The sequence below is a fragment of the Bartonella sp. MM73XJBT.G genome, from assembly GCF_028618435.1.
GTDB lineage: Bacteria > Pseudomonadota > Alphaproteobacteria > Rhizobiales > Rhizobiaceae > Bartonella.
The window spans coordinates 150,313-171,501 of record NZ_JAQISW010000002.1; the positions used below are offsets into that span (position 1 = coordinate 150,313).

12 protein-coding genes are annotated in these 21,189 nt (G+C 37.1%); 7 read left to right on the top strand and 5 right to left on the bottom strand.

The annotated features are described in order from the left end of the window. Positions 1-10: 10 nt before the first annotated feature. From purL to PVV59_RS02045, 4 genes are all read left to right on the top strand, one after another. The gene (purL, locus tag PVV59_RS02030) at positions 11-2,221 is read left to right on the top strand and encodes a phosphoribosylformylglycinamidine synthase subunit PurL (protein WP_273754240.1); all 2,211 of its coding nucleotides are present in this window, start codon (positions 11-13) and stop codon (positions 2,219-2,221) included. 60 nt (positions 2,222-2,281) lie between these two features. Beyond that, positions 2,282-2,515: a BolA family transcriptional regulator gene (locus PVV59_RS02035; RefSeq protein WP_273754241.1), complete on the top strand. Its 234-nt coding sequence runs from the start codon at positions 2,282-2,284 to the stop codon at positions 2,513-2,515. Positions 2,516-2,610: 95 nt separating this feature from the next. Continuing rightward, positions 2,611-2,943, top strand: a complete 333-nt coding sequence (gene grxD, locus PVV59_RS02040; RefSeq protein ID WP_273754242.1) for a Grx4 family monothiol glutaredoxin — start codon at positions 2,611-2,613, stop codon at positions 2,941-2,943. A gap of 73 nt (positions 2,944-3,016) precedes the next feature. Beyond that, positions 3,017-4,273, top strand: coding sequence for a multidrug effflux MFS transporter (locus tag PVV59_RS02045; protein ID WP_273754243.1), 1,257 nt, complete (start codon positions 3,017-3,019; stop codon positions 4,271-4,273). A gap of 481 nt (positions 4,274-4,754) precedes the next feature. Here PVV59_RS02045 and parC read toward each other — a convergent pair whose 3' ends face one another. After that, positions 4,755-7,004 (bottom strand): DNA topoisomerase IV subunit A, encoded by a 2,250-nt coding sequence (parC, locus tag PVV59_RS02050; protein WP_273754245.1) that lies wholly within the window; start codon positions 7,002-7,004, stop codon positions 4,755-4,757. Between the two features lie 1,157 nt (positions 7,005-8,161). Further along, a complete protein-coding gene (gene aspS, locus PVV59_RS02055; protein WP_273754246.1) occupies positions 8,162-9,955 on the bottom strand; it encodes an aspartate--tRNA ligase in 1,794 nt (597 codons plus the stop codon). A 134-nt stretch (positions 9,956-10,089) separates the two neighbouring features. Here aspS and rnd point away from each other — a divergent pair, with 134 nt between their 5' ends. Continuing rightward, positions 10,090-11,244, top strand: a complete 1,155-nt coding sequence (gene rnd, locus PVV59_RS02060) for a ribonuclease D (protein WP_273754247.1) — start codon at positions 10,090-10,092, stop codon at positions 11,242-11,244. Between the two features lie 500 nt (positions 11,245-11,744). Here the strand turns inward: rnd and ppx are convergent, their stop codons facing one another. Together ppx and PVV59_RS02070 are read right to left on the bottom strand one after the other, a co-directional pair. Then, positions 11,745-13,262: an exopolyphosphatase gene (gene ppx / locus PVV59_RS02065; RefSeq protein ID WP_273754248.1), complete on the bottom strand. Its 1,518-nt coding sequence runs from the start codon at positions 13,260-13,262 to the stop codon at positions 11,745-11,747. 6 nt (positions 13,263-13,268) lie between these two features. Then, positions 13,269-15,452, bottom strand: a complete 2,184-nt coding sequence (locus tag PVV59_RS02070) for an RNA degradosome polyphosphate kinase (protein ID WP_273754249.1) — start codon at positions 15,450-15,452, stop codon at positions 13,269-13,271. 325 nt (positions 15,453-15,777) lie between these two features. On the opposite strand from PVV59_RS02070, the gene PVV59_RS02075 reads away from it, so the two are divergent. Together PVV59_RS02075 and PVV59_RS02080 are read left to right on the top strand one after the other, a co-directional pair. Beyond that, complete coding sequence (locus PVV59_RS02075; RefSeq protein WP_273754251.1) at positions 15,778-16,026, top strand: zinc-finger domain-containing protein; 249 nt, start codon at positions 15,778-15,780, stop codon at positions 16,024-16,026. A 46-nt stretch (positions 16,027-16,072) separates the two neighbouring features. Further along, on the top strand, positions 16,073-17,320 hold the full coding sequence (locus PVV59_RS02080; RefSeq protein ID WP_273754252.1) for an FAD-binding protein: 1,248 nt from the start codon (positions 16,073-16,075) through the stop codon (positions 17,318-17,320). 189 nt (positions 17,321-17,509) lie between these two features. On the opposite strand, the gene dnaE is transcribed toward PVV59_RS02080, so the two are convergent. Then, positions 17,510-20,998, bottom strand: a complete 3,489-nt coding sequence (gene dnaE / locus PVV59_RS02085; RefSeq protein ID WP_273754253.1) for a DNA polymerase III subunit alpha — start codon at positions 20,996-20,998, stop codon at positions 17,510-17,512. Between the last annotated feature and the right edge of the window lie 191 nt (positions 20,999-21,189).

Sequence of the window (21,189 nt, forward strand, 5' to 3'; positions counted from 1 at the left end):
GTAAATACTCATGAATCCTTGTAATAACATTATAATTACACCAAAGCTCATTGCACAACACGGCTTAAAAGAGGATGAATATCAACGTATCCTGACATTAATCGGAAGAGAACCAACATTTACTGAACTGGGAATTTTTTCTGCAATGTGGAACGAGCATTGTTCCTATAAATCCTCTAAGAAATGGCTCAAAACGCTTCCCACAGAAGGAAAGTGTGTTATTCAAGGTCCTGGTGAAAATGCTGGTGTTGTTGATATTGGTGAGGGGCAATGTGTTGTTTTCAAAATGGAAAGTCATAATCATCCTTCTTATATCGAACCTTATCAAGGGGCTGCGACAGGCGTTGGTGGTATTTTACGTGATGTCTTTACAATGGGTGCCCGTCCTGTTGCTGCGATGAATGCATTGCGTTTTGGTGCTCCTGATCACCCTCGAACACGCCATCTTGTCTCTGGTGTTGTGTCTGGAATAGGTGGTTACAGCAATTCTTTTGGTGTTCCAACAGTTGGTGGAGAAGTCAATTTTGATGAGCGCTATAATGGCAATATCCTCGTTAACGCTTTTGTTGCCGGTATTGCAAAGACAGATGCTCTTTTTTATTCCAAAGCACAAGGAATCGGACTCCCTGTTGTTTATCTTGGTGCAAAAACAGGGCGCGATGGTGTTGGTGGAGCAACAATGGCTTCTGCTGAATTTGATGATTCAATCAGTGAAAAACGCCCAACCGTTCAAGTTGGTGATCCTTTTACAGAAAAATGTCTTCTTGAAGCATGTTTAGAGCTCATGGAACTTGGAGCCGTGGTTGCTATTCAGGACATGGGGGCCGCAGGTCTCACCTCTTCTGCCGTTGAAATGGGTGCAAAGGGAAATCTAGGCATACAGCTTAATCTCGATAAAGTTCCCGTTCGTGAAGAAAACATGACAGCCTATGAAATGATGCTTTCTGAAAGTCAAGAGCGCATGCTCATGGTCCTTAAACCAGAGCTAGAAAAACAAGCAGCAGCAATTTTTCATAAGTGGGGGCTTCATTTTTCCATTATAGGAAAAACCACTGATGATTTACGTTTCCGTGTATTTCATCAAGGAGAAGAAGTTGTTAATCTTCCCATCAAAGAACTTGGTGATGAAGCACCTGTTTATGATCGTCCTTGGAGTGAACCTGCAAAAAAAACACCTCTGAAAGCAGAAGACGTCAAAAAAGTTGAGAATCTTGGTGATGTGCTTTTGACTTTATTGAATTCTGCTAATCAAAGTTCACGACGATGGGTTTATGAACAATATGATACGCTTATCCAAGGAAATAGCCTTATTTGTCCAGGAAGTAACGCAGGCGTTATCCGCGTCAGTAATAAGAGTAAACGAGCTCTTGCTTTTTCTTCTGACGTAACACCGCGCTATTGTGAAGCAGACCCTTATGAGGGAGGAAAACAAGCTGTTGCAGAATGCTGGAGAAATATTAGCACGACAGGTGCAACACCACTAGCTGCGACAGATAATCTCAATTTTGGAAACCCTGAAAAATCTGAAATCATGGGACAACTCGTTTTTGCAATTAAAGGCATCGGAGAAGCTTGCAGAATCCTCGACTTCCCTATCGTTTCAGGCAATGTTTCTCTTTACAACGAAACAAATGGAGAAGCTATTCTTCCTACCCCCACAATTGCTGGTGTAGGCCTTCTAAGTGATTGGTCAAAAATGGTAACAATAAGTGGTATGCAAAATGGAGATAGTATCATTTTAGTGGGAGATTGCGGCTCTCATTTAGGACAATCAATCTATGCACGTGACATTTTAAATATTGATGCAGGAGCCCCTCCCCCTGTAGATTTACAACTTGAAAAAAAGCATGGTCAATTTGTCCGCGATGTCATTCATAACGGTTTTATTCATGCCGCTCATGACATTTCTGATGGAGGACTAGCGATTGCGCTTGCAGAAATGGTCATTAAAGCAGGTAAAGGAATCAAGGTAAAATTAAGCAATAAATCTCCCCACCATGCAGAACTTTTTGGAGAAGACCAAGGGCGTTATCTTTTAGCCGTCAAGCCTGATGCTCTCAACAGTCTTAAAGAGCATGCACAAAACCATGCCGTTTCTTTAATAGAGCTAGGTCACGTTGAGGGAGATTCCCTTAATATAGATGAGATATTCACACTTTCAGTAAAAAATCTTACACAAGCTTATGAAAACTGGTTTCCACAGTTTATGGGTGAAGCGTAAAAAATTATTCTTTCTCTTAAAACAACTCTTGCAAAAAATGAACGACATAGGAGAATAACGATGGCAATGAGTGCCCATACAATTGAAAAGCTTATTCTTGAAGGTATTCCTGATGCTACTGTAACAATTCGTGATCTTGCTGGAGATGGGGAACATTATGCTGCAGAAGTTATTTCTGAAAGTTTTCGTGGTAAAACCCGTGTTCAGCAACATAAAATGGTCTATGATGCCCTTAAAGGTAATATGGGAAATGAACTTCACGCCTTAATGTTACAAACAAATATCCCAAAATAATCTAAAATTTCTTCTTGCATTCATTCATTCAATAAGATTAAAAAATAGTACTAACATTATGCACTTATAAAAATCTGAAATATTGAGGGATAAAAATGACCACTATTCGTGATTTTATTGACAACGAAATTAAAGCAAACGACGTCATTTTATTCATGAAAGGAACACCTGATGCTCCACAATGTGGTTTTTCAGGGCAGGTTGTTCAAATCCTTAACTATTTAGGATTAAATTATAAAGGGATTAATATTCTGACTTCCGACGAATTGCGTCAAGAGATCAAAGACTATTCGAATTGGCCAACAATTCCACAGCTTTATATCAAAGGTGAATTTATCGGAGGCTGTGATATTGTTAAAGAAATGTTTCAAAACAATGAGTTACAGAAAATTTTGAAAGAAAAGAATATTCCTTGTAATCAGTCATAGGTATCTTTCATTTTATTCAGACTCTTAAAAAGAGCTGTTTTCAGAAGAAATTTTTTTATTTCAAGGATGCCATATGTCATATTCAGTTGATGAACAAACGCATAGTGATGCGATTAGAAAAAAAATTGGTTATAAAGAATTTGTTATTCTAATTGCTTCACTCATGGCTATTAACGCTATAGCTGTAGATATCATGTTACCAGCTATGCCCAATATTTTAGAAGGTTTAAATGTTCTCAACGAGAATGATCAACATTATATCATTTCGAGTTATCTTATTAGTTATGGTATTGCTCAAATATTTTTTGGTCCAATAAGCGATCGATATGGGCGACGTAAACTTATGCTTATTGGGCTTGCTTTTTATTCATTTACAGCGATTGGTTGTGCCTTTGTAACTGATTTTTCTCTCTTACTTATTTTGCGTGTCTTGCAAGGCATTGGAGGAGCCTCTATGCGCGTTCTTACAGTTTCTGTCGTCCGTGATCTTTACAGTGGTCGTAAAATGGCAGAAGTCATGTCTATTGTTATGATGGTTTTTCTTGTTGCGCCAATGGTTGGTCCCGCAACAGGACAAATCATTTTACTGCTCGGGCACTGGCAATTTATTTTTGTTTTCATGGCAATGATTAGTTTTGGGTTGATGATTTGGATTCTATTTCGCTTGCCTGAAACACTCCATGAACAACGCCCTCTTTCCTTTTTTTCAGTCAGACATAACTTATGGATTGTTGTGACAAATCGTACAACACTTTGCTACACACTCGCAACGTCCATCATTTTAGGCTGCATTTTTATTGCTGTTAATACATCACAACAAACCTATGAAGGAATTTATAATTTAGGCTTTTGGTTTCCGATAGTATTTGCCATCGGTGCTGCATTTCAGGCTTTTTCATCATTCATGAATTCTCAACTTGTCGGACGTCTTGGAATGCGGCGTATTGCCCATACGATGCTTTTGCTCTTTTGTGCCACTTCATGCATTTGGTTTATTGGATCTATCTTAGCAGGTGGCGTTCTCCCTTTTCCTTTTTATATGACGTTATATTGTATATTAATGTTTACCTGCGGTGGTATTATGGCCAATTTCAATACACTTGCTCTCGAATCTGTGGGAGAAATTGCTGGTACAGCCTCTTCTGTCTCCGGCTTCCTCCAAACATCTATCGGTGCAGGACTGAGCTTTTTTATAGCCCAACAATTTAATGAAACAACCATTCCAAACTCAGCAGGATTTTTCTTTCTCAGTCTCGTTGCTATCCTTCTTGTCTTATGGGCTGAACGTGGTCATCTCTTTAGGCAATATCATCATAATCCTAACGAATAATCATGCTTAAGAGAAAATTAATAAAATCTTTCTTGAACAAGAAAGATACGCCTTTCACACAAAACAGAATGCCTCCAAATAGGACCCCCTTGATTTAAATATTTGTATATTTTTATTTATAGATAATACACTTCTCAAAGCATCAAATCATTTCACGACAGCCTTTATGAATGATATAAACTTTCTATCATTCTCACACTTATGAAGCGTGTAAACCTATTGCATTTATATTTCAGTTCCCAATCTTACAACAGCTCTTTGTACTTGAAACAAGTCATAAAAAAATTTAATACTTTTCTTTATAAATTTCTATTTACAATAATACCAATTCATTTATGGTGTACAAACAAATCATTTTGATTGTTTCAACATCAAGAAGGTTTAAATAACAAAACCTATAGATATTAGAGCCTCTTATTTGAGATAAGAATAATATTATTATAAATTAATATATTATCATATAATAAAAACATTCTATTATTTAATTGGTAAATTTTCCTGATTTTGGAAATCCTTTTGGAACCAGACGTCCGACACCCGCACGTGTTCCCATCCATTCAATGAGATCACCAGCTTGACGGTTAAAGATTCGTTCAGCGGTATCCTGCCAACTTAAGCCTTCTGATAAATTAAAAGTCTTGGCATCAACAATACCACCCTCTTTGTAACGTTGTAAACGAACCCCTTTACCACGATTCATTTCCGGTATTTGTTCAATAGAAAAAATAAGCATTTTGCGGTTTTCACCAACCACGGCAACATGATCACCATTGACCGAAACACAAAGCTTTACCTTATCAGAAGACTTCACATTCATCACTTGCTTTCCTTTTCGTGTATTGGCAATCACTTCTGTAGCAGGAACAATAAAGCCATTGCCCTGAGAGGAAACTAAGAGCAATTTTTCTTCTGCATGATGCACAAAAGCTGTAAGAACATCATGCTCATCATCCATATCAACGACAAGACGAATGGGCTCACCATGTCCTCGTCCTCCAGGCAAACTATTTACACCAAGCGCAAAAAACTTTCCACCAGTACTTATCAGCACAATCTTATCAGTCGTAAATGCAGGAAATGCTAACTTTAAACGGTCTCCTTCTTTAAAAGAAAGCGCTTTATAGTCGTTCAAATGTCCCTTCAAAGCACGCATCCATCCCTTTTCAGAAATAACAACAGTCACCGGTTCTTTTTCGATCATTGCTTGTTGAATATCGTCAAGATCATGTCTTGGCGCTTCTTCAAATGTCGTACGCCTTTTCCCTAAGAGCGTTTCAGGACCAAAAGTATTGCGAACTTTTTTAATTTCTTCTGAAATCATTTTCCATTGTTTTATAGGAGAACTTAACAAATTCTGTAGTTTTTCTTTTTCAACCTTTAAATTTTCAAATTCTTTACGAATTTCAAATTCCTCAAGCTTACGTAGAGAGCGCAAACGCATATTAAGAATAGCTTCAGCTTGATTTTCTGTTAATTCAAAACGCTTAATCAACTCCTTTTTCGGCTCATCTTCTTCACGAATAATCTGAATGACCTCATCGAGATTCAAATAGGCAATAAGATAGCCATGAAGAGTTTCCAATCGGCCATCAATTTGATCAAGCCGATAGTGAGAACGTCGAATGAGTACTTCTTGACGATGTGCAAGCCATTGTTGCAAACTTTCTCGCAACGAGAGAACATTGGGTCTTTTTCCCAAAGATAGAACATTAAGATTAAGAGGAAACCTTACTTCAAAATCAGTCAATTTAAAAAGGGATTCCATAAGAAGTTCAGGATCAACCGACCGATTTTTAGGAACAAGCACAATGCGGATATCTTCTGCTGATTCATCTTGAATATCCTCAAGCATTGGTAAGCGTCGCGCAAGCAACAATTCCGCAGTTTTTTCAATAAGACGTGACTTTTGAATTTGATAGGGAATTTCAGTTACAACAATCACATAAGAACCACGGCTACCAGTTTCCTGATGCCAACGTGAACGTAATCGAAAAAAACCCCGCCCTATACGATAAGATTCCTCAATACTCTTTTTAGCTTCAACCAAAATACCACCGGTTGGGAAATCAGGTCCCAGTACAAATTGATTTAAATCCTCATCACGCGTATCCGGATGCGCAATCAAATGCAGCGCCGCATCACAGAGCTCAGCAACATTGTGAGGAGGAATAGATGTTGCCATACCAACAGCAATACCTGAAGAACCATTGGCTAAAAGATTAGGAAAAGCACCTGGTAGAACAACAGGCTCTTCATCTTCTTCATTATAGGTCAAACGAAAATCAATAGCATTTTCATTAATTCCCTCAAGCAACAATGCAGCTACTTCAGTCATGCGTGCTTCGGTATAACGCATAGCCGCAGCATTATCACCATCAATATTACCAAAGTTGCCTTGTCCATCAACCAACGGATAACGAACCGCAAAACTTTGAGCCAAACGCACCAAAGCATCATAAATAGAAGCATCTCCATGAGGATGAAATTTTCCCATGACATCACCAACAATCCGCGCACATTTCGCATAAGATTGTCCAGGGTTCAGTTTGAGAAGACGCATCGCATGAACAATCCGACGATGGACAGGTTTCAATCCATCACGCACATCAGGCAATGCACGATGCGTAATCGTAGAAAGTGCATAAGCTAAATAGCGTTCCTGTAAAGCAGAACGTAATTCTATTGGCTCAATATGTTCATCATCAAAAGGTAAATTCATTTTATCAGACATAATGTTAGAACAAAAATTCCCACAATAATAAGAAATTATCGTGTAGGATTTATTTAATGAAAACTTTTATGAGTAAACTTTTTTATTAAAAGTCAACAACATAAAAATAAACGTTGTAATTAGAACATGAACAGAAAATTATATCAATTTGAAAAATTTATACATATCTCTTCCCTCTTGTTCTAAACAATATATGAAAATATTTTCATTGTTAAGGAAAGCAACAAGTCTTTTTAAATAAATAAAAATCTAAAAAACTGTGCTATTATTACTAAGCAAACTGGAGTTACGATATAACTTTTCAAAACGATGTGAAATAAAATTTTATCATTTTTTCGACAACAACAATTTCTTCCAAAAAATATTTTGCACACAGATTATTCTCAACAAAAATCTTATCGAAAGCTTTACTAAATCCAATGATATAATTTAACGGCTATAAAGAGCTATTCCATCCTTTTAGGGCTAACAAAAGCACCTTTTAAAAATCATCTTTTAATATAAAGGTGGATTGTATAACAACTTCATCCCGTTTTTCTATGAAAAACTTAAAAAATATTCAAAGCTTATAGAGTGCTTAAGATTAAGTTAATAAGAAGCTAAAATGCATTATTTTCATAAACACAAAGAGAGATAATTATCTTTTATAATCTTGTAAAAACTTCAACAAAATACAGATAAGGTATTGATATATAAAGATAATTTATTCATTTACAACTTAAAATAAAATCCCAAGTATTCTAAAGTTTTCTCATTTCCAATTTATTCATAATAAATCAATCACAATCACTTTCCTGTTTATCACAAAGGAAGGAGCGACTATCTAAGAAAGGAACCAAATACTGAGACCCTTTGCATACAAAAACCACCAGCAATATAAAAACCTAGAAAGGAAAATGACGAACTTATCCTTTATGAATAAAGATGGCAATGGCTTTTATATCATTCATGAGGTTTTCAATTATATTCTTTACGAGCGAGCATCATAACACAAGATCGACTACATTGAGAGATATTTTTTATAAAAAATGCCTCTTGAAGGATTAATATAATAGCATTTTTTACCTCTCTAAGTCCATAAACAACAGATATTCTCTTGAGATGCATCAAAGTTTTGCACTACTGAGAAAGAGACGACAACAATCTATAAATCGATTTTATGAATTATTTTTGTGAGGAGGAGCCATGCGGATTCCTAAATCACGTAATTGTATAGAAGAAACATCAGATGGCGCACTCATCAAAAGATCAAGTGCCTGTTGATTCATAGGAAATAAAGCAACTTCACGTAAATTTTTAACACCTTGCAACAGCATAATGATGCGGTCAATTCCCGCAGCCATACCGCCGTGAGGTGGAGCTCCATAATGGAATGCGCGATAAAGACCACCAAAACGATCTTTCACAACTTCCTTAGAAAGTCCTACAAGTTCAAAAACTTTAATCATCATTTCAGGTAAGTGATTACGAATTCCACCGGATGCAATCTCATAACCATTACAAACAAGATCATATTGAAAAGCTTTAAGCGTAAGAGGATCTTGACACTCAAGAGCATTTTCTCCTCCTTGAGGCATAGAAAAAGGATTATGGGCAAAATCAAGCTTTTTCTCATCTTCATTCCACTCAAAAAATGGAAAATCAACAATCCACGCTAAAGAAAAACTCTCTCTATCAACAAGGTTTAATTCTTCTCCTACCCGTGTGCGAGCTGCTCCAGCAAAAGATGCAAATTTTTTGGGATCTCCAGCTACAAAAAAACAAGCATCACCACTTTCAAGTCCAAGTTGCACACGAAGCGCTTCAGTTCGCTGTTCACCAATATTTTTGGCAATAGGCCCTGCTCCTTCATATTTTCCTTCCTCTTCACGCCAGAAAATATAACCGAGCCCTGGTTGCCCCTCACCTTGTGCCCATACATTCATACGATCACAAAAAGCACGGCTTCCACCCGTTTTAGCCGGAATAGCCCACACTTGTGCATTTTCATCATTCGCTAAAATCTGAGCAAAAACTTTGAAACTAGAATTGTAAAAATGCTGAGAAACATCTTCCATAATAATCGGATTACGCAAATCAGGTTTATCAGAACCGTATTTCCGCATTGCTTCATCATAAGAAATGCGAGGAAAGTTTTGTGTCACTGTTTTTCCATTTGCAAATTCTTCAAAAATAGAACGCATAATAGATTCCATAGTTGTTAAAACATCTTCCTGCTCAACAAAACTCATTTCAACATCTAATTGATAAAATTCACCAGGAAGACGGTCAGCCCGTGGATCCTCATCTCTAAAACATGGTGCAATTTGAAAATAACGATCAAAACCTGACATCATCAACAACTGTTTATATTGTTGTGGTGCTTGCGGTAGTGCATAAAATTTTCCCTGATGAACACGACTTGGAACCAAAAAATCACGTGCACCTTCCGGCGATGAGGCTGTCAAAAGCGGTGTTGTGAATTCCGTAAAACCATTATTTTGCATAGCCCGTCTCATAGCCGCAATAATTTCAGTCCGACGCATGATATTTTTGTGCATAGTCTCCCGACGCAAATCAAGAAAACGATATTTTAATCGGATATCTTCTGGATAATCAGGCTCACCAAAAACCGGTAAAGGAAGCTCTTCAGATTTTGAAAGAATTTCTACCTCTTGTGCAAAAATTTCAATCTCACCTGTTGGAAGCGTTGCATTAATAACCTCATCAGACCGTGCGCATACCTCCCCATCTACACGAATAACCCATTCAGAACGCACTTTTTCAATAACTTTAAAAGCCGGAGAAGCTGGATCCGCAACAATTTGTGTGATTCCAAAATGATCACGTAAATCCACAAAAAGAATTCCTCCATGATCACGAACACGATGAACCCATCCCGAAAGACGAACTTGTGTTCCTACATCACATCTACGAAGGGTCGCACAATGATGACTACGATAACGGTGCATGTTTTTTTGCCTTTGATTATAATATTCACATGCGTTACAAACGCTTTTTAATAACCATTTGTCAAGATATGAGAATAAAAACGCGAAAATAAAGTCAATAAAAGACAAATTTAAATTTATTGAATTATAATAGAATGATGAATCTTATTACACAAACAACAGATCTTGAAATTGCACTTAACACTCTACGTACCTCTGACTTTGTAACAGTTGATACTGAGTTTATCCGCGAAACAACTTTTTGGCCTCAACTGTGTTTAATTCAGCTCGCATCACCAGATGTTACAGTTCTCATTGATCCCATAGCGCCAGATATTGATTTACAACCCTTTTTTGACCTTATGATCAATAAAAAAGTTGTCAAAGTTTTTCATGCTGCTCGCCAAGATATTGAAACAATTTATCATCTTGGAGGTGTTATTCCTTCCCCTCTCTTCGACACACAAATAGCAGGATCAATTTGTGGATTTGGTGATTCTATCTCCTATGATCAAATTGTACAACGCTGCACAGGACATCATCTTGATAAATCCTCCCGCTTTACAGACTGGAGTTGTCGCCCGCTGTCTGAAAAACAACTGCTCTATGCCCTTGCTGATGTCACTCATCTAAGAGATGTTTACCTCCTCTTAAAAAAGAGGTTAGAAAAAAATCAACGTGTTCACTGGATGGACGATGAAATAACAGTCCTTTTGAATCCTAAAACCTATGATATGCCAGAAGATGAAGCATGGGAAAAGGTGAAAGGAAAAGTTAAAAAACCGCGTGAACTTGCTGTATTACAAAAAATAGCAGCTTGGCGTGAACGTGAAGCACGAAAATACAATATGCCCCGTCGCCATATCATGAAAGATGAATGTCTTATAGAAATAGCAACCCAACAACCAAAAGATGAAACTGCATTAAAACGATTGCGCAGTCTTAATAAAAATTGGGATAAACGCTCAATTGCACAATCATTAATTAAAGCTATCCATGAAGGTTTAGAGGTCGACCTTTCTACTTTACCTCCCATCCCCAAACATAGTCCACTCAATGATACGACAGCCGCTGTTATTGATCTGCTTAAAGTATTATTAAAACTTGTTGCAAACGAAAACAGTATTGCCCCTAAAATTATTGCAACATCTAATGATTTAGAAAAAATTGCTAATGGAGGAACGAAGAAAAATATCCCCGCTATGAATGGTTGGCGCTATGAAATATTTGGTCAAAAAGCCGAACAACTCCTAAAGGGGCAGATAGGTTTTTACTTTAATGATGGAAAAATAAGCACAAAACAGCTTTAATGGGCATTTCCCCCACATTCTAAGATTTCTATAAAATCTCCTAAAGAGGGCCCTATTCTATATTACGATGAGCGGAAACTCAAAAGAGAAAAATTTGTAATCGTACTTTATGAAATCAATTTTATTTGAAATAATATAAAAGAACTTTTGAGTAAATTTGAAATATTCTCATTTAAAAAATCCTTTACGCTCCTTATTATCTACATCGACTGGTATGCTCATAGGATAACACAAATAGAATAAATAAAATCTGCTGCTGACAAATTTAAAAACTTAAATAATAAACGCTTGCTAAAGAGGACAGCTTAATCTTTGTCAGATCAATCAAATAACAACCTTATTTAAAAAAAATCTAAAAAACACAAAGCTTTTCATAAAAGTTTTAAAAAGAAAAATTCTTAATCAAAATTGCAATCCAATAATTAAAAATGAGTGAGCATAAAAAACTTAAAATACCTAATCTTTTAAGATCTAAAACGAGAATAAATTAGGAGAAAAAATCAAGAAACTTCAAAAGCAAGAGGTTGATTTATTATTTTTGATAACTTCTTTAATCGTCCAAGAGGACGTTCTCCTAATAATCCAGCATAATTTTTTGGAATCTGCAAAACAATATGATCTTCTTTTTTAAGCCACAATAAATGAGGTAAAATCCCTGCAACAGAAGCGCTAAACAGATGAGCAATACGCATGGTTTCACCAAGAATACGTGCTTTCTCAATGAGATTTTGCTTTGCTAATTGAAAAATAGGAAGAGATTCTTTATCAATCAGTACACTGGTATTGCGAAAAAAAACAGCAAGCGCTGCATAAAGGCGCCCTTCATGAGAAATTCCCGGGTAAGACCCTAATGCTATCTGATTGGCTGCTTCATTACCCCGATAATCTGGATGTATACGCCAACCAATATCAGCAAGAAGACAAGCCGCTTGACGATAACGGCATTCATTCTCAGTTTCTGAAATTCCAAAAACATCAAAGGCATTCGTCGTAAAATTAATAAGCTCTTCTGCTTGTTTTGGGGAACGTGCCCGTAAAATAGCCATTTCTGTACAGGCAGCAATGAGAGGGTCTGAAAGTCGAATCGCCTGTGGCAAGCGTGAATAAAGAAAACCTTCACGAACGCCAGCACCAGAAAAGATTATCTTTTCAAACTCCATACACTGAATGAGTTCAATAAGGACAATTGCCCCATACGATAAAAGTTTCCGACGATTCTGTGAAACCGCCGCAATCCCCCTCATATTATCAATATTGCCGCTTGCTACAAAACGTAAAAAACTCTCCATTTCCATGGCATCAACTTCATAGCCATGCATAACAGGGAGTCGATAATGTTTCATTGCCATATGGAGTTTCGCCAAATTACGCCATGTCCCCCCTACTGCATAAAAATGACGTGCCATACCTTTACACGGACGTGAGACAGAAGATTTATAAAATTGCTCATGTACAATTTTTGCAGCAACAGCACTATCATTATTTGACATATACTGTAGTCGTAAACCACCCAATGGAAGCGTTATCCCTTCACCGACATCAGAATGATCAATATCAATAAGTTCTAGACTTCCACCCCCAAGATCTCCAGAAATACCCTTTGGCTGATAAAAAGTAGAAACAACCCCATAGGCTGAATACATCGCTTCTTCACTTCCTGAAAGCAGATATATTTTATTTTGTATAATATCTTCAGCACTTTGAATAAACGTGACACCATTTTTTGCATCTCGTGCTGCTGCTGTTGCTAAAGTATAGACCTCATCAGCTCCAATTTGTCGACAAAGCGTACGAAATCGCTTGAGCGTTTGCAACGCCAATTTCATCGCTTTTTCTTCTAAAAATCCCGTTCTTGCTACACCATGACCGAGACCACAAAGGATCTTTTCATTAAACAAAACCGTTGGTGAGCGAACAAGCCCCTCATAAATAACCAACCGAACAGAATTTGATCCAATGTCAATAACAGCAACAGGCTTACGCCCTTTTAACCGGCCTTGAGCATCTCTATATGTCATTGGATTTCAGTCTTTATAGATTTCAGCTCGTTGCCGGTGCAATGCAACCAAGCGTGAAATGGAAGATTCAAAAGACTCATTCTCCCCCGCGAAACCTGTATTGGCCATAAAATACTCCTGCGCATTAAACGGACTTTCACCTCTCTGCGGTGTGATACGTTTTGATGTTCCATCCTTGAGTATATCAAAGCTTTGTTGATTATCAATGAGATTAGCCACCATAATTTGTAAAAGAATCTGCCGCCGCACTATTTTATTAAAAACAGGAACCAATATTTCAACACGGTAGTTTAGATTACGAGGCATCATATCAGCAGAGCCTAAGTAAACAAGTGCATTTTCGTTAGGCAAATCTTGACCATTCCCAAAACAAAAAATACGACTATGTTCAAGAAAACGCCCAACGATTGATTTTACACGAATATTATCCGAAATTCCTGGAATACGAGGACGTAAACAACATATCCCCCGCACAACCAAATCAATCTGTACCCCTGCTTGACTAGCTCGATATAAAGCATCAATAATTTCAGGATCAACCAATGCATTTACTTTCATCCAAATAGCAGCAAACTTTCCTTGTTGGGCATGAGCAATTTCTTCTTCAATATGTTGAAGAATACGACCACGCAAAGTTAAGGGTGAAAACGCAATCTTCATTGTTTCATGTGGACGCTCATATTGCGCAATATAATTGAACAATAACACAACATCATGAGCGATATCATCGTTCGTGGAAAAAAAAGAAAGATCTGTATAAGTTTTAGCATTAACGGGATGATAATTTCCTGTTCCAAGATGAACATAAGAACAAAGACGTTTTCCTTCACGTCTCACAACCAGAGACATCTTGGCATGTGTTTTTAAGGTAATAAAACCAAAAATAACTTGAACTCCAGCACATTCAAGATCCCGTGCCCAACGAATATTTGCTTCCTCATCAAAACGTGCTTTAAGTTCTACCAAAGCAGTCACAGACTTTCCCCGTTTAGCAGCTTCAATCAAAGCACTAACAATTGGGCTATCATTTGATGTGCGATAAAGTGTTTGTTTGATTTCCACAACATCAGGATCGTGGGCAGCTTGACGTAAAAATTGGACAACAACATCAAATGTTTCATAAGGGTGGTGAATCACAATATCATTTTCACGAATAGCCGCAAAACAATCCCCATTATGTTTACGAAGAGATTCCGGAACACGAGGAATATAGGGGATAAATTTGAGCTCATCACGGGGAATAGAAACAATTTCTGAAACCATATTAAGTGCCAAAAGCCCATCAAGAACATGAATACAGTTATCAGGAACAGCAAGACAATTCGCTATAAATTGGCGTAAATTCTCTGGCATTTTTGCGTCAAATTCAACACGAATAACCTGCCCACGCCGCCGCCTTTTAAGTGCCTTTTCAAAAAAATGAACAAGATCCTCCGCTTCTTCTTCTACTTCAATATCGCTATCACGAATCACTCTAAATATACCAATTTCATTAATCTCATAGTGAGGAAATAGATATTTGATAAAAAGATAAATAACATCTTCAGATGCAATAAAACGAAAATCATGCCCTTCTTCTTGAGGAAGAAGAATAAAACGCCTCAAAAGCTTTGAAATGGGCAATAAAACTGTACATGTGTATTGATCTGCCTCTTCGGACAATTGAAACGCAAGACAAAGCCCTAAATTAGGGATAAAGGGAAAAGGATGTGTGGAATCAACAGGCAAAGGTTTTAAAACAGGCAAAATTGTATCAAGAAAATATTTTTCAAGCCATGATTTTTCAATTTCTGAAAGATCATCAGAACAAATAATTTCAATATTATTCTTTTTTAATTCACCACGTAAAACATTCAATTCCTGTAATTGATGAGCCTGCAACTGTGAAGTCTCAGCTAACACAACATCAAGTTGTTCCTGTGGAGTATACCCATCTGCACTGCACGCTGTAATATGAGCACGAATTTGAGCTACAAGACCAGCAACACGAACCATAAAAAACTCATCAAGATTTGTTGCTGAAATCGAAAGAAATTGTAAGCGTTCTAATAAAGGATGTTTCGAATTAGCCGCTTCCATCAAAACACGATTATTAAATTGTAGCCATGAAAACTCTCGATTAATAAACCGCACCGGATTTTTCATTGTTATATCCGATATAGAAATTTTATCTACCACCCTCTGTTCCATATATGCTCATTAATCTTATTTTATACTTTCTAAAATCCTTGATAAAATACCGCACATAACACTCTATAATATGTTATCATTTTCATAATACATCAATGTCTCATTTTTATTATTATGTTTCCATTTAATATTTAAAAATACTTAGAAACAAGTTACATACGCAAAGTGCTAAACACATGACAATTATTCTATATAGCATAAAAGAAGAGCACTTTTCCTTAAAAAGAATCTTGCATTATTATAAGCATTATTACAAACTCACGCTTGTAAAATAGAAGAGCCTTATCATAGCTGATGAAACAATTTATTCTGGAGTTTATACACCATGGCTGATCATAACATCCCCCATTTCCAAAATGATCTTGGATATAAAATAATTGAAATTGGTGTGAAAGAATTTATGTGTGTAGGGGCGACACAACCATTCGATCATCCCCATATCTTTATCGATATGGGAGCAGCAGATGAGAAAATCTGCCCTTATTGCTCAACCCTTTATCGTTATGTTTCTTCACTCTCCTACGATCAAACAAACCCAACAGGATGTCTATATCATCCAGAAGATCTAGTATAATGCGTTATCGGGCTTTTGACCACTCTTTTAGTTTTGCTTATTTAATATGAAATCATTTGTGGAGAAATCACCCATCATCGTTGGAGGAGGAATTGCTGGTTTAAGCACTGCTTTAGCACTTGCTCATAAAGGAATTGCAAGCACCATTCTCGAAAAGTGTAAGCAACTTGAAACGATAGGTGCTGGTATTCAACTCACTCCAAATGCAACGTCTATTTTTGCTCACTGGAACCTTCTTAACAAACTCACTGAAGTCGCAATAATCCCAGATTTTCTTGCGTTAAAAGATGGAATATCTTTAAAAACACGTCTACATGCTCATCTTATCAATCTAACAGAAAAATATTGGAAAGCCCCTTATATGACCATTCATCGTGCGGCTTTACAAAAAATTTTATATAATGCAGTAATTGAAAACCCTCTCATTAAATACAAAGCAGGCGAAACAATCATATCTTCTACCCACTCTGCAACCAACATTAAAATAACGACAATAAAAGCAGATACAGCAACAAAACAGCTTTATTCAACGCCCCTCCTGATCGGGTGTGATGGCGTTTGGTCAACATTACGGCAACAATCTCCTTTTCATGAAAAAGCAAATTTTAGTGGCTTTATTGCTTGGCGTGCAACAATAGCATCTGATAATCTTCCCCAAAACTTTCGTTCTTCGTTGCAAAATACGAAGACAATCACAGCGTGGATGGGCCCCAACAATCATCTTGTTGTCTATCCCCTTCAGTCATCAGAAAAAATTTTTAATTTTGTTGCCATCACGAATGGAGAAAGTTCAAAAGAAGGATGGGCCCATAAAGGAGATAAAGAAAAACTCAAATCTCTTTTTAAAGGTTGGAATTCAAAAATATTACAAATCTTTGATCATATTGATGAATGGAGATATTGGCCGCTCTTTCACATGAAACGAAATCGTTTTCTAGGCTTAGAGAGACAAGTATTTGTTGGCGATTGTGCGCATGCAGCTTTACCTTTTGCAGCGCAAGGGGCTGCTATGGCAATCGAAGATGCTGCAACATTAGCAGAAGTACTTTCATTGAAAGATCTTTCATTAACAAAAGCACTTTTGCTTTACGAAGCAACACGTATCCCCCGCATCACAGCAGTCAAAAAACGTGGAGATTTTAATATGTTAGCTTATCATGCAATCGGCCCCATAGCAATAGCCCGTAATCTCATGATGAAAATTCGTACACCTGAGAGCATTATGTCAAGCCTCCATTGGCTTTATATGTATGATGCGATGAATTCCATAAAAAGTAATGATAAAAATTTATAAAATTCTTTCAATACTTTGAATATTACCAAAGAAAGAGACTTTTTGACTTTATGACACTAAAAGTCCATCATAATTTACCCAAATAAAAGCAAGATCTTTCGAAATCACCTATCTGATTTTTAAAGCTCAACTTTCAACTTTTCCAAAAGCAAAAAAATTCCCCCAATAGCCTCTATCTTTAATCTCATTTTAACTCAATTCCACATCGACAATACCCTGAATTAATTTCATAGCATTTGCAACATGTGAATTGACCTTATATCGCTTTGGAAGTGCAATTTCCACTTCTCGCAATCCATCTTCTTGAATTAAAATAAGCCCAACCTCTCCATGTCCCCCAAGCTTTAAATTTTGTTCAATTTGTGGAAGCATATCAACTGTTTTTATAAAAAGACGCATCATTTTATGCTGCTGTAATGCTTCCTTTTCCAAAGACTGAATTGTCTCAATTCGCAAACTAATCCCTTCAGAGCGATTTTCTGCGCTCACCGTAATAATAAAAGATTTTCCAGGTTCTAACATCTCCTCATAATCCGAAAGTACTTCAGAAAAGAGAATAGCCTCATATTGTCCACTTGTATCAGAAAAATGAATAATTCCCATTTTTTTACCAGACTTTGTTTTACGTATACTTTTTGCTACAACGGTTCCAGCAAGCCGTGCAGCCGTTGCTCCTCCTTTAACAGCATTGGCAAAATTACTCCAAGTCTGAACACGTTTTTTGGTGAGAATAGCTTGATATTCATCCAATGGATGAGCAGAAAAGTAAAAGCCTATTGCTTGAAATTCTCTATAAAGTTTCTCAGCTAACAACCAAGGAGTCGTTTGGGATAAAATTAATGGTTCTTTTAATCCGCCTTCCATTCCAAATATATCAAACTGCCCACTAGAATTATCATCGAGAATACGAAGTGCCCGCGCATGAAGTGTTCCAAGATTGGCTAATAAAACCTCACGTGTAATATTAAAGCAATCAAAAGCACCAGCACAAACTAAACTTTCCATTGCACGCTTATTAACAATACGAAGATCAACACGTGCACAAAAATCTTCCAAATCCTTAAAAATCTTATTTCCACGACAAGTGACGATATGATCGACAACTGTTTCTCCCACCCCTTTAATGGCAGCAAGAGAATAATAAATACAATTATCAGCAACCTCAAAAATACGATGAGATGTTTGTATAGAAGGTGCAATAACTTCAATACCCAGCCTTAATGCCTCACGCCGAAAATCATTGAGCTTATCGGTATTCATCATATCATGCGTCATTGAAGCAGCTAAAAACTCAACGGGATAATTGGCTTTCATATAAGCTGTTTGATAAGAAACAATTGCATAAGCAGCAGCATGCGATTTATTAAATCCATAATCAGCAAATTTCGCTAAAAGATCAAAGATAATATCAGCTTGCTCTTTATCAACTCCACCAGCAACGGCTCCATTGACAAAACGTGTACGCTGTTTTTGCATTTCTGCATGAATTTTTTTTCCCATAGCACGACGTAATAAATCAGCTTCTCCAAGCGAATAACCAGCCAGCACCTGAGCAATCTGCATCACCTGTTCTTGATAAACTATAACACCTTGTGTTTCTTTAATCAGATGATCTATTTTAGGATGAATAGAAGCAATTTCCTCTTCCCCGTGTTTGCGTGCATTATAGGTTGGAATATTCTCCATGGGACCAGGACGATAAAGCGCAACCAGCGCAATAATATCTTCAATACAATCTGGCTTCATTCCAATCAGCGCTTTGCGCATGCCAGAACTTTCCACCTGAAACACACCAACCGTTTCACCCCTCGCCATCATAGCATAGGTTTCTTCATCATTCAGAGGGATATTTGACAAATCTATTTTGATCCCTTGTCTAGCAACAAAGTCAACGGCCATTTTTAAAACAGTAAGCGTTTTTAACCCAAGAAAATCAAACTTTACCAGCCCTGCCTGTTCAACATATTTCATGTTAAATTGTGTAACAGGCATATCAGAACGAGGATCACGATACATTGGGACAAGCTCCCAAAGCGGACGATCTCCGATAACAATCCCTGCAGCATGAGTGGAAGCGTGACGATAAAGTCCCTCCAACTGAAGTGCTATATCTAATGCGCGTCCAATGAGCGGATCTTTTTTCTTTTCCTCTTCAAATTTAGGTTCATCCTTAATCGCATCCGCTAATTCTACCTGACTTCCTGGCGTTGCAGGAATTAATTTTGTAAGATAGTCTACCTGACGATAAGGAACTTCTAAAACACGCCCTACATCACGTAAAACTGCACGGGCTTGCAACTTACCAAAGGTAATAATTTGAGCAACTTGATCACGTCCATATTTTTTTTGAACATATTGAATAACTTCTTCACGCCGCTCTTGACAAAAATCGATATCAAAATCTGGCATCGAAATACGATCTGGATTGAGAAAACGTTCAAAGAGAAGAGAAAAACGCAATGGATCAACATCGGTAATCGTCAATGCATAAGCAACAAGTGAACCAGCACCAGAACCCCGCCCTGGACCAACAGGAATATCATGAATCTTCGCCCATTTTATGAAATCTGAAACGATAAGAAAATATCCAGAAAATTGCATACGCGTAATAACTGAGACCTCATAATCAAGCCTCTGTTCATAATCTGCGATCGTATACCCTTCAGCCAATCCAATTGTTTCAAGTCGCATCTTCAAACCACTTTTAGCTTGATTTAATAACTCACTATCTTCTGCTTCTAAAGTAACTTCTGAACTAGCAGATTGTTCTATAAAACGAGGCAATATCGGTTTTCGAAGAGGCGTGGCAATATGACAACGCAATGCAATTTCAACACTATTTTCTAAAGCTTCTGGAAGATCAGAAAACAGTGCAACCATTTCATCTTGTGATTTCAAATAATGATCTGGGGTTACCCGTTTGCGATCTGGATTAGAGACGATTTGTCCTTCTGAAACAGCCATTAACGCATCATGGGCTTCATACCCTTCCCTATTCAGAAAAAAAGCTTCATTCGTTGCAACAAGAGGAACTTCATGCGCATAGGCTAATTCAATAAGATCTGCTTCTACCCCTTTGTCATAAGAGCCATGCCGTTGTAATTCCACATAAAGACGGTCAGAAAAAGTTTTTTTCAAATAAATTAAGCGCTCAACAGCGCGTTCTTTTTTTTCTTCTGCCAAGGAAAGATTAATAGGTCCTCCCTTACCGCCCGTTAAAGCGATTATGCCTTCACTGTGTGCCGCCAACCAATCAGCTTTAATATGAGGAGGATCAGTATCACATTTATCAAGATAAGCACGGCTTACAAGACGAACCAAATGAGCATAACCGGTTTTACTAGCAGCCAACAGAACGATCGAACAAAAATCAAAAGCATTCTGTCCTTTAACCAAACGTGAATGATTATTTTCATCACAAAAATCAATGGTAAGCTGACAACCAATAATAGGTTGAATCCCATGAGAAAGACAATACTGCGAAAATTCCAAAGCCCCAAATAAATTATTGGTATCACTAATAGCAACCGCTGGAGCATGATCTGAAATCGCCTGTTGAATAATTTGCGGGATTTTTAAAGCCCCTTCAAGCAAAGAATAAGCTGAATGCACTCTTAAATGAATAAAGCGAGGAAGAGAATTTTTGTCTTTTTGCAGTTTATTTTTATCTTTGATCACTCTCACAATTTCCTATTACAAACTAAATGCAAAACAGCACCCCTTAAAGAAAAAATTTCACATTAACATAACGTTAAAGCTATAAATTTATCATCCCACATAGGAAAACATCCCAATTTTACTGATCTTTATAAGAGAGTTCCATCAAGAAAAGACCTCTATTCACAGCAAATAAACGCCTAAAATAAAAA